We start from the raw sequence: 11,485 nt of genomic DNA on the forward strand, positions 1-11,485 counted from the left end.
GTTCAATTCGGGCACGGTCGTGATCGCCAGGGGGCTGGACGAAGGCCAAAGCGTCGTCACCGCTGGAGGACAGCTGCTCAGCCCTGGACAGACGATCGAGATATCGGGAGCGGGCCAATGAGCCGGACGCCGCGCATCCTGCTCGGCGTGCTCATGCTCGGCGCGCTGGCATCCTGCTCCAGGTCGGAGGAAAAGCCGCCCGAGATCATCCGGCCGGTGCTGTCGATGGTGATCGAGCCGCGCACCACGCAAGTCTTCGGTTTTGCCGGATCCGTCGAACCGCAGGTCAGCGCCGACCTGGCCTTCCGCCTGCTTGGCCGGGTCGTCTCGCGCGACGTCCAGGTCGGCGACATCGTCAGCAAGGGCACGACGATAGCGGCACTCGATCCGACCGCGCTGGAGTTGTCGCTCCAGGCGGCCAAGGCGGAACTGTCCAATGCCGAGGCGCAGTTCGCCAACGCCGCCGCCAGCGAGGAACGGCAGCGCCAGTTACTCGCCTCAGCCAACGCCACGCAAGCTGTCTTCGACGCCGCGCAGCAGGCGCGCAAAGCTGCGGAGGCAGGTGTCGAGCGGGCCAAGGCCTCGCTTGCCAAATCGCAGGAACAGCTCGGCTATGCCAGGCTGTTCTCTGATTTCGACGGTGTCGTCACCGCTGTCGGCGCCGAAGTTGGCCAGACGGTCTCGCCCGGCCAGACGGTCGTCACCGTGGCGCGCTCGGACCTGCGCGAGGCGGTGGTCGACATTCCCGACCAATTGACCGGTGATCTCGCGGCCGGCACGCCCTTCCAGGTCATCCTGCAGTCGCTGCCGACGATCCAGACCGGGGCTAAGCTGCGCGAGATCGCACCGCAATCCGAGGGCTCGACCCGCACCCGGCGCGTCAGGCTGACGCTCACGGATCCGCCACAGGCCTTCCGGCTCGGCTCGACGGTGACGGCGACCCGCGTGACCAAGGTGGCACCGACGATCGAACTGCCCATGTCGGCGCTGTTCGAAAAGAACGGTTCCGCGAAAGTGTGGATCGTCGACCCGCAGACATCGAGCGTGAACGCACGCGACATAAAGGTCGCGTCGAAGAATGGCGGCACCTTCACGGTGACCGAGGGGCTGGAGGCCGGCATGCGTGTTGTCACGGCGGGCGTCCACAGCCTGAGCGAAGGCCAGAAGGTGACAGTGCCCGAGGGAGGGGCCTCATGAAAGGCTTCAATCTCTCCGACTGGGCGCTCAACCACCGCTCCATGGTCTGGTATTTCATGCTGGTCTTCGTCGTGGCTGGCGTGTTCTCCTACCTCAATCTCGGCCGTGAAGAAGATCCCAACTTCACCATCAAGACGATGATCATCCAGGCCAACTGGCCGGGCGCCTCGGTCAAGGAAACCGTGCAGCAGGTGACCGACCGCATCGAGAAGAAACTCGAGGAACTCGATAGCCTCGACTACACCAAGTCCGTCACCACGGCCGGCCAGACCGTCATCTTCGTCAACCTGAAGGACACCACCAAGGCACGCGATGTCGTGCCGAACTGGATTCAGGTGCGCAACATGGTCAATGACATCGGGGCACAGTTTCCGCAGGGTGTGCAGGGCCCGTTCTTCAACGACCGCTTCGGCGACGTCTATGGCAACATCTACGCCTTCACATCGGACGGGCTGACGCCGCGCCAGTTGCGCGACTATGTCGAGGATGCCAGAACAAAGATCCTGACCGTGCCCAACGCCGGCAAGGTCGACCTGGTCGGCGCCCAGGACGAAGCGATCTATCTCGAATTCTCAACCCGCCAGATCGCCGCCCTCGGCCTCAACCAGCAAGCGATCGTCGCCAGCCTGCAGGCGCAGAACGCGATCACGCCGTCCGGCGTCATCCAGTCCGGGCCGGAGCGCATCAGCGTGCGTGTCGGCGGGCAGTTCACCTCCGAGGAAAGCCTGCGCGCCATCAATCTGCGCGTCAACGACCGCTTCTTCCGCCTGAGCGACGTAGCGACGATCACACGCGGCTACGTCGATCCGCCGACGGCACTGTTCCGTTTCAACGGCCAGGACGCGATCGGGCTCGCCATCGGCATGAAACCCAACGCCAACCTGCTCGAATTCGGCGAGGCCCTGCACAAGGAGATGGACAAGGTGCTGGCCGACCTGCCGGTCGGCGTCGGCGTGCATTTGGTCGCCGACCAGCCGGTCATCGTCGAGGAGGCCGTCTCGGGCTTTACGCGCGCGCTATTCGAGGCGGTCGCCATCGTGCTCGCCGTGTCGTTCATCAGTCTCGGCATGCGCGCCGGCTTCGTCGTGGCGCTGTCGATCCCGCTGGTGCTGGCCATCACCTTCACCGTCATGGCCTATCTCGGCATTTCGCTGCAGCGTATTTCCCTGGGTGCGCTGATCATCGCGCTCGGCCTTCTGGTCGACGACGCGATGATCGCGGTCGAGATGATGGTGGCGCGGCTGGAGGTCGGCGACAATCTGCGCAAGGCAGCGACCTATGTCTACACATCGACCGCCTTTCCGATGCTGACAGGTACGCTGGTGACGGTCGCCGGCTTCATCCCGATCGGCCTCAACAACAGCGCCGCCGGCGAATATACCTTCACCCTGTTCGTGGTCATCGCCGTTTCGCTGCTGGTGTCATGGATCGTGGCGGTGCTGTTTGCGCCACTGCTCGGCGTCACCATCCTGCCGGCGACGATGAAAACCAAGCATCACGACCAGCCGGGCCGCTTCACCTCGCTGTTCCGGCGCGTGCTTGTCGGCTCGGTGCGCCATCACTGGCTGACCATCATCGCCACCGTGTTGTTGTTTGCCGGCTCGATCGCCGGCTTCGGCCTGGTGCAGCAGCAGTTCTTCCCGCCATCGGACCGGCCGGAGTTGATCGTCGACTGGAACCTGCCGCAGAATTCTTCGATCGCCGACACGCGCGACCAGATGGAGCGGTTCGAGCAGCGGGCACTGGTCGGCAATCCCGACATCGACCATTTCTCGTCCTATATCGGCCAGGGCGCGGTGCGTTTCGTGCTCGCCTATGACGTGCAGCCGGCCAACCCCTATTTCGGCCAGACCGTCATCGTCACCAAGAGCATCGAGGCCCGCAACCGGGTCAAGCCGGCGCTGGAAAAGCTGCTGCGCGAGGAGTTCGTCGGCACCGACGCCTTCGTCAAGCCGCTCGAACTCGGACCGCCGGTCGGCCGCCCCGTGCAATACCGCGTCGGCGGTCCCGACATCCAGACGGTGCGCGAACTGGCGCAGCAATTCGCCGGTGTCATCTCCGCCAATCCAAAGCTCGCCGCGCCGACCTTCGACTGGAACGAGCCGCAGCGCGTGCTGAGGGTCGACGTGCTGCAGGACAAGGCACGCCAGCTCGGCATCACCTCCTCCGACATCGCCAGCGCGCTGAACAGTACGGTCGGCGGCGCTACCATCACGCAGGTGCGCGACGCCACCTACCTGATCAATGTCGTGGCCCGCTCCCGCGGCGCCGAACGCGGCTCGATCGAGACGTTGCAGAACATGCAATTGCCGACCAGCACCGGCGAGGCGATCCCGCTCGCGGCGGTCGCCAACTTCCGCTACGATCTGGAGCAACCGACGGTGTGGCGACGCGACCGCATCCCGACCATCACCGTGCGCGCCGGGCTGGTCGGCGACGTGCTGCCGGCCACGGTCGTCAACGAACTGAAGTCATCGGTCGATGCCTTCACCGCCAAGCTGCCGCCGGGCTATTCGATCGCCACCGCCGGCTCAGTCGAGGAGAGCGCCAAAAGTCAGGGACCGATCGCCGCCGTCGTGCCGTTGATGCTGTTCGTCATGGCAACGATCCTGATGGTGCAGTTGCAAAGCTTCCAGCGCCTGTTCCTGGTCGTCGCGGTGGCGCCGCTCGGCCTGATCGGCGTGGTGGCGGCCCTGGTGCCGAGCGGAGCGCCGCTGGGCTTCGTCGCCATCCTGGGCGTGCTGGCGCTGATCGGCATCCTGATCCGCAATTCGGTCATCCTGATCGTGCAGATCGAGGATCTTGTTCGAGAGGGCAAGGACCGCTGGGCGGCGGTCATCGAAGCGACGGAACACCGGATGCGGCCGATCGCATTGACGGCGGCGGCCGCCAGCCTGGCGCTGATCCCGATCGCACGCGAAGTGTTCTGGGGACCGATGGCCTATGCCATGATGGGGGGCATCATCGCGGGTACCGCAATCACGCTGCTGTTCCTGCCGGCGCTTTATGTGACGTGGTTCAGGGTCAAGGAGCCGAAGGGCCGGGAAGAGCCACCCGTTCTGGAGAACGGCGAACTGGCGCAAGGCTCAGCCTAAGGCTTTGCCTGATCATTCGTTGTCGTTGGAGGGCACAGGGCGCGACCTAGCGCGTTGCCATGACGACGATTTCGAGGTGCGCCAAGCGTGCCAGCCTTCTGGCAAGTCCGCCAACGCCTGGATGCTTTCGTCCCGCTGCACAACGTTTTGCAAGCTGACGATCATGATATCGCCTTCGTCAACAGGTCCGGTTTCGCTGTTGTGGAATTGCCAACTGCCGTCGTCATCGTCATGTGAGACGTATGCAATCCAATCGCCGCGGGTAACGACTGCCCTATCCACAAACACCGCGACATTGGGCGGATCCGCAAACTTCCATTCCTCCATGGGAATTCCCCAAGATGGTTGTTCGGCGCAAAAGAGAAAACGAATTCAAGCGGTTCTCGCAAACCCGTCGCTGGCCCGCAACAGATTGCGCGTATAGTCCTTGGTCACACGGCGTTCGACAAGATCCGCCGCCGCCAGATTCTCCACCGCCTCGCCGCTTTGCATCACCATTAGCCGCTCGCACATATGGGTGATGATGGCGAGGTCGTGGCTGACCATCAGGAAGGTCAGCTTGCGCCGCTTGCGTACCTCTTCCAGCAGGTTGAGCACTTCCGCCTGCACCGAGGCATCGAGCGCCGAGGTCGGCTCGTCGAGCAGCAGGATCGACGGTTCGAGAATGAGTGCACGCGCGATCGCCACGCGCTGGCGCTGGCCGCCGGAGAGCTGGTGCGAATAGCGAAACCGAAAACCGTTGCCGAGGCCGACTTCGTCGAGCGCCCGCTGGATACGCTTTTCGCCGTCGGCAAAGCCATGGATGGCAAGCGGCTCCTGCAGCAGACGGTCGACGGTCTGGCGCGGGTGCAGCGACCCGTACGGATCCTGGAAGACCATCTGCACTTCACGGTAGAAGGCCTTGTCGCGGCGCGCGCCGAGCGTCTTGCCGTTGACGACGATGCCGCCCGATGCAACCGGCGCAAGGCCGGCGATGGCCCGCAGCAGCGTCGATTTGCCGGAGCCGGATTCGCCGACCAGGCCGAAGGATTCGCCCGGCTGCACGTCGAGGCTGACGCCTTTCAGTGCGCGAAAACGGTCGAAGATCACTTCCAGCCTGTCGACGGCAATCGCAGAAGTCATGCCGCCCACTCCGGCTTGCGGTCGAGCACCGGCAGCGGGTGGCGGTCGGCACCGATCTTGGGCATGCAATTGAGCAGGCCGCGCGTGTAGGGATGCTGGGCCTGGCCGAGTTCGGACGCCTTGAGCTGCTCGACCACCTTGCCGGCATACATGACGATGACGCGGTCGCAGAAGGACGAGACCAGGCGCAGATCGTGCGAGATGAAGATCAGCCCCATGCCGCGCTCACTGACCAGCCGGTCGAGGATGCCGAGCACATCGAGCTGCACGGTGACGTCGAGCGCCGAGGTCGGCTCGTCGGCGATCATCATTTCCGGACCGGCGATCAGCATCATGGCGATCATGGCGCGCTGGCCCATGCCGCCCGAAACTTCATGCGGATGCAAATTGAAGACGCGAGAGGGATCACGGATCTGCACCGCCTCCAGCATGGCCAGCGCACGGTCGCGTGCCTCCGCCTTGCCGACCTTTTCATGGGTGCGCAGCGTCTCGACGATCTGGCGACCGATGCTCATCACCGGGTCGAGCGAATATTTCGGATCCTGCAGGATCATGGCGATGCGCTTGCCGCGCAGCGCCCGGCGTTCGCGTGGCGAGACGGTGAGCAGGTCGATGCCGTCGAAGGCGAGCTTGTTGGCCGATATCCGCGCCTGCGGTGGCGTCAGGCCCATGATGGCGCGGCCGGTCTGCGATTTTCCCGAGCCGGATTCGCCGACGATGCCGAGCCGTTCGCGGCCGAGCGAAAAGGAAACGCCGCGCACCGCCTCGATCAGCCCGGTGCGGGTCGGGAAGGTGACGCGCAGGTCGTCTACGTCGAGAAGCGTCTTCGTCTCCCCGCTCATTGGTCGCCACTCCGCGGATCGAGCGCGTCGCGCAGGCCGTCGCCAAGCAGGTTGAAGCCGAGGCTGACGATGAGAATGGCGAAGCCCGGCGCACCGGCCACCCACCATTGATCGAGCACGAAGCGGCGGCCGGAGGCGATCATCGTGCCCCATTCGGGCAGCGGCGGCTGCGCGCCGAGGCCGAGGAAACCGAGCCCGGCGGCGGTCAGGATGATACCGGCCATGTCGAGCGTCACCCTGACGATCAGGGACGAAATGCAAAGCGGCATGATATGTCGCAGCACGATGCGGAAGGGCGAGGCGCCCATCAGTTGCACCGCCTTGATGTAGTCGGAATTGCGCACCGTCAGCGTCTCTGCCCGCGCGATGCGGGCGTAGGGCGGCCATGAGGTGATGGCGATGGCCAGCACCGCATTCTCGATGCCGGGGCCAAGTGCTGCGACGAAGGCCAGCGCCAGGATCAGCTTGGGAAAGGCGAGGAAGATGTCGGTGATGCGCATCAGGATGGCATCGGTCCAGCCGCCGGCATAGCCTGCAACGGTGCCGACCAGAAGGCCGATGGGTGCGGCGATGATGGCAACCAGGATGACCACGTAAAGCGTCCAGCGCGAGCCGTAGAGGATGCGCGACAGGATATCGCGGCCGAGATCGTCGGTGCCGAACCAGTGCTCAGAGCTCGGCGCCAGCAGGCGCGCGTTCTTCAGGTCGCCAAACGTTGGCGAATAAGGTGCCAGCACGCCTGCAAGGGCGGCAACGACCAGCAGGGCAATGATGATGAGCAGGCCCAGAAACGCCAACCGGTTGGCGGAAAAGCGCCGCCACGCCACATAGGCGCGGCCGAGCCTTGCCTGCATGCGCGAGGCCGGCCGCTCGCTGAGCAGCCAGTCGCGACGGCTCTGGATGGTGTCGACGCTCATGCGGACTTCGTCCTCGGATCGAGCACACGATACAGCAGGTCGGACAGAAGGTTGATGGCGATGAACACCGAGCCGATGACGATGGTGCCGCCGAGCACCGCATTCATGTCGGCGTTCTGCAGCGAATTGGTGATGTAAAGACCGATGCCCGGCCATGAGAAGACGGTCTCGGTCAGCACCGAACCTTCCAGCAGTCCGGCATAGGACAGCGCGATCACCGTCACCATCGGCACCGCTGCGTTGCGCAGCGCGTGGCCCCAGATGATGCGGGTTTCCGACAGGCCCTTGGCGCGCGCCGCGACGATATATTCCTGCGACAATTCGTTGAGCATGAACGAGCGCGTCATGCGGCTGATATAGGCGAGCGAGAAATAGCCGAGCAGCGAGGCCGGCAGGATGATGTGGCGGAAGGCGTCGTAAAAAACGTCCCACTGCCCCTGCATTGCGGAGTCGAGGAGATAGAAGCCGGTGATCGGCGTAAAGGTGTATTCGTAGACGACGTCGAGCCTCGCCGGGAAGGCAACCCATTGCAGCTTGGCGTAAAACAGCACCAGCCCAAGCAGCCCCAGCCAGAAGATCGGCACGGAATAACCGATCAGGCCGATGACGCGCACGATCTGGTCGATGAGGCTGCCGCGCCTGACCGCAGCCAGCACACCGAGCGGCACGCCGAACAACGCGCCGATCAGCGTTCCGAGCGTCGCCAGTTCCGTCGTGGCCGGAAGCGCCCGGCGAATGTCGGTCATGACCGGATTGGTGGTCAGCACGGAGACGCCGAAATTGCCGTTCAGCGCATTCTTCACATAGATGTAGAACTGCTCGATCAACGGCAAATCGAGACCCATCTCGCGGCGCGTGCGCTCAACCACATTGGCCGGCGCCCGGTCGCCGAGCACCGCCAGCACCGGGTCGATCGGAATGACGCGGCCGATGAAGAAGGTGACCGCGAGCAGACCAAGATAGGTCGTGATCGCAATGACCAGGAAACGGCCAAGCGATGATGCAATAGCGACGGCGCGGGCGCTGCCGCGCCCCGCCGCCACTTCTTTTTCAACCGCGCTCATGCGGCGTGTCCGCGAGCACTATTCCTTGGACACCGGGCCGACGAAGTTGGTGTCGAAGCTCGGGCCGAGCGCAAAGCCCTTGAGGTTCTTGCGCAGGCCGGCCACTTCCAGCTGCTGGTGGATGACGACGAAGGGGCTGGTGTCGAGGATCTTCTTCTCGAGATCCTTGTACATGTCGGCGCGCTTGCCGGCATCCTTCTCGAGCAGTGCCGCTTCCGTCTGCTTGGTCAGGTCCGGAATGTCCCAGGCGTTGCGCCAGGCCAGCGTCTTGGTCTTGGCCGCATCCGAATTGTCCGGGTTCGAGGCAAAGGTCTGGGCGTTGGAGTTCGGGTCGAAATAATCCTGGCCCCACTGGCCGATATAGATGTCGTGGTTGCGGGCGCGGTATTTGGTGAGCGTCTGCTTGCCGTCGCCCGGGATGATCTCGAGCTTGATGCCGGCCTGTCCGAGCGTCTGCTGGATCGATTCCGCCATGCCGGTCGTCGGCTGGCCGGTGCGTACGTCCATGGTTACGCTGAAGCCGTCGGGCAGACCGGCCTTGGCCAGCAATTCCTTGGCCTTGGCGACATCGAGCTTGAACGGATTCTCATCCAATTCGCCGAGCACGCCCTTGGGCAGGAAGGTCTGATGGATTTCGCCGATGCCCTTGAGGATGGTGGAGCTCAAGGCATCATAGTCGACCAGATACTTGAACGCCTGGCGCACCTCCGGCTTGGCGAGGTTGGCGTTCTTCTGGTTGAGGCTGATGTAATAGACCGTGCCCTTGGGCGCGCTGGTGGTGGTGAGGTCGGCGTTCTTGGCGATGGCGTCGAGGTCGTTCGGCTCGAGATTGCGGGCAACGTCGATGTCGCCAGCCTCGAGCGCCAGGCGCTGGCCCGAGCTTTCCTTCATGTTGCGATAAATGACGCGGGCAAGCTTGGCTTTTTCGCCGTAGTAATTGTCGTTGCGCTCGAGAACGACGGCTTCGTTGGCCCGCCATTCGCGCAGCTTGAAGACGCCGGAGCCGGCATAGCCGGTCTTCAGCCAGGCATTGCCGAAATCATTGTCCCATTTGTAGTCGGCGCTCGGCGTGACCGCAGCCACATGTTCCTTGACCAGCTTGGCGTCGACCACCGAAGCGACCGTTGCCGACAGGCAGTTCAGCACGAAACTCGGCGCATAGGCCTTGTCGACGGTGAACTGGAAGGTGCCGTCGTCGACAGCCTTGGCCTTTTCGGTGACGTTGTCACCGCTGATGCCAAACTGGCCGATGATGAAGGCCGGGCTCTTGTCGAGCTTGATGACGCGCTCGAACGACCAGGCGACATCGGACGCCGTGATCGGATTGCCGGAAGCGAATTTCAGGCCGGGCTTGAGCTTGAACGTGTAGGTCAGGCCGTCATCGGAGACGGTCCAGCTTTCGGCAAGGTCGCCCTTGACCTTGGAGGTGTCGCTGAGGTCGAGACGGACAAGCAGATCATAGGTGTTGCCGGTGACCTCGGCGGTCGACAGCTCGAACGCCTCGCCCGGATCCATGGAGATGATGTCGTCGATCGCGAAACCTTCGACCAGCGTGTCGGCGGGCGTGACCGCACCGGCGGGCGCGCCGGCCAGAAGCAGCGCCGACATGGCGGCACCCGCGAGCAGGAAGCGAGAGCGTAGAGCAAACTTTTCCATCATCATTGTGATTGTTCCCTGTTTTGTTGTTTGTTGTCCTGAGTTCCCGGCTCAGGGTTGCGGAATTTTTTCGGGGCCTGGAGACGGCCCCTCTGCCCACTTACCGTCGTGGTTTTTGTCCAGTTGGTCAACACCATACCCGGCGGCCCCGTGGCGGGCAACGAGCATTTATACGACGGCTCATTGGACCAGAAAGGCCGGTGGGATGTCGACGCATAGGCCAGCCAATCGAGGCTGCCGATCGAGAAAAATCTGCTAATTTCGGAGCTATTTCAGCACTGCGACCAGGTCGGCGTCAGGGAAGCAGGTGGCGGCGCGGCCGTTCTTGGCTTGCCATATGCCGATCGAGCGGCGGGTCTTGAAGCCGGGCAGGCCATCGGCGCTGCCGACATCATATCCCTTGGCCTCCAGCGCCCGCTGCAGGGCGGCGATGTCCGAACGGTGCAGCCCGCCGACCGCGCCCCAGCTGCCGGCGAAGTTCTGATCGCCATGGGCGATGCGATCGGCGCCATGGCCGATGAACAGCGCGTACAGGTCGCTGGTGTTGTATTGCTTCAGCACGTAGAAATTGGGCGTGGCGACAAAGGCCGGGCCGCTGCGCCCTGCCGGCATCAGCAGAAAGCCTTCGGCCTTCAGCTCACTCACTGGAAACGGTTTGCCGCCGACGCGCTTGATGCCCATATCAGCCCATTGCGAGATTTTCTTGCCCTGGTCCGGGCCTTCCAGCGAACAGGAAACGCTTTCCGGCACCGTCACCTCGAATCCCCAGCCACGACCCTTTACCCAGCCATAGTGGACGAGATAATTGGCGATCGAGGCCAACACGTCCGGCGTCGAGTTCCAGATGTCGACGCGACCGTCGCCGTCGAAATCGACGGCATGTTTCAGGAACGAGGTCGGCATGAATTGCGGCTGGCCGAGCGCGCCGGCCCAGGACGATTTCATCGCGCCGACCGGAGCCAGCCCGCGCTCGACGATCTCGAGTGCGGCAAGCAGTTCGGTGCGGAAGAAGTCCTTCCTGGTCGACATGAATGCCTTGGTGCCCAGCACTTCGAAGGCGTCATAAGGCATCTTCGCCGCGCCGAATCCGGTCTCGCGGCCCCAGATCGCCAGCAGCACTTCGCCCGGCACGCCATAGCGCTTTTCGATGGCCGCAAGTGTCCTGGCATTGGCGGCTTCGCGTGCGCGCCCGCCTGCCGTCACCGCGCGAACCGTCTTCTCGGCGAAATAGGCGCCGGGTGAGCCGAATTCGGCCTGGTGCTGCTTCTGCGGCGTGGCCGCCTTCTCGCCCGGCTTGACCAGGTCCGGCAGCTTCAGATTGGGCTTGATGCCGTCGAAGGCGGCGTCGAAGGTGGTTTTGGAAATGCCTTTCGCCTTGGCCTGTGGCCAGAGGTCGTTCTGCAGCCAGGCGCGGAACTGGTCGTCGATCTTTGCGGCGGAGGCGGGAGTGGAAAAGACCGAGAGAAGAACTGCAAAAAAGGAAAACAGAACCAATCTGAGAGGTTTGCGTTCCTTCGCACCCCTCTCCGTCCTGTCGAGGGGGGTGCTTGGCACCAGCCTGGAAGGACGCGCAAAAATCATGACCCGCATCC

9 protein-coding genes are annotated in these 11,485 nt (G+C 63.7%); 2 read left to right on the forward strand and 7 right to left on the reverse strand.

What is annotated here, in order from left to right; genetic code table 11:
• Positions 1-117 precede the first annotated feature (117 nt).
• Positions 118-1,197, forward strand: coding sequence for an efflux RND transporter periplasmic adaptor subunit (locus EN914_RS09430; RefSeq protein ID WP_024503446.1), 1,080 nt, complete (start codon positions 118-120; stop codon positions 1,195-1,197).
• Entirely contained in the window at positions 1,194-4,292 is a 3,099-nt protein-coding gene (locus EN914_RS09435) for an efflux RND transporter permease subunit (RefSeq protein ID WP_024503445.1), read from the forward strand. The genes EN914_RS09430 and EN914_RS09435 overlap by 4 nt, the downstream gene beginning before the upstream one ends.
• 12 nt (positions 4,293-4,304) lie before the next feature.
• Here the strand turns inward: EN914_RS09435 and EN914_RS09440 are convergent, their stop codons facing one another.
• The 7 genes from EN914_RS09440 to EN914_RS09470 all read right to left on the reverse strand — a co-directional run bounded on the left by EN914_RS09440 (position 4,305) and on the right by EN914_RS09470 (position 11,474).
• Positions 4,305-4,619, reverse strand: coding sequence for a hypothetical protein (locus EN914_RS09440; RefSeq protein ID WP_024503444.1), 315 nt, complete (start codon positions 4,617-4,619; stop codon positions 4,305-4,307).
• Positions 4,620-4,664: 45 nt separating this feature from the next.
• The gene (locus EN914_RS09445; protein WP_024503443.1) at positions 4,665-5,414 is read right to left on the reverse strand and encodes an ABC transporter ATP-binding protein; all 750 of its coding nucleotides are present in this window, start codon (positions 5,412-5,414) and stop codon (positions 4,665-4,667) included.
• Positions 5,411-6,256, reverse strand: coding sequence for an ABC transporter ATP-binding protein (locus tag EN914_RS09450; protein ID WP_024503442.1), 846 nt, complete (start codon positions 6,254-6,256; stop codon positions 5,411-5,413). The genes EN914_RS09445 and EN914_RS09450 overlap by 4 nt, the downstream gene beginning before the upstream one ends.
• Positions 6,253-7,173 carry a nickel transporter permease gene (gene nikC, locus EN914_RS09455; RefSeq protein ID WP_024503441.1) on the reverse strand — a complete coding sequence of 307 codons (921 nt, stop codon included), beginning with the start codon at positions 7,171-7,173 and terminating at the stop codon, positions 6,253-6,255. Before nikC ends, EN914_RS09450 begins: the two co-directional genes overlap by 4 nt.
• Complete coding sequence (locus EN914_RS09460) at positions 7,170-8,237, reverse strand: ABC transporter permease (RefSeq protein WP_024503440.1); 1,068 nt, start codon at positions 8,235-8,237, stop codon at positions 7,170-7,172. The genes nikC and EN914_RS09460 overlap by 4 nt, the downstream gene beginning before the upstream one ends.
• An 18-nt stretch (positions 8,238-8,255) precedes the next feature.
• Complete coding sequence (locus tag EN914_RS09465) at positions 8,256-9,899, reverse strand: ABC transporter substrate-binding protein (RefSeq protein WP_024503439.1); 1,644 nt, start codon at positions 9,897-9,899, stop codon at positions 8,256-8,258.
• 261 nt (positions 9,900-10,160) lie between these two features.
• Positions 10,161-11,474 (reverse strand): lytic murein transglycosylase, encoded by a 1,314-nt coding sequence (locus EN914_RS09470; RefSeq protein ID WP_024503438.1) that lies wholly within the window; start codon positions 11,472-11,474, stop codon positions 10,161-10,163.
• Between the last annotated feature and the right edge of the window lie 11 nt (positions 11,475-11,485).

Source organism: Mesorhizobium sp. M7A.F.Ca.CA.001.08.2.1 (assembly GCF_003998455.1).
GTDB lineage: Bacteria > Pseudomonadota > Alphaproteobacteria > Rhizobiales > Rhizobiaceae > Mesorhizobium > Mesorhizobium ciceri.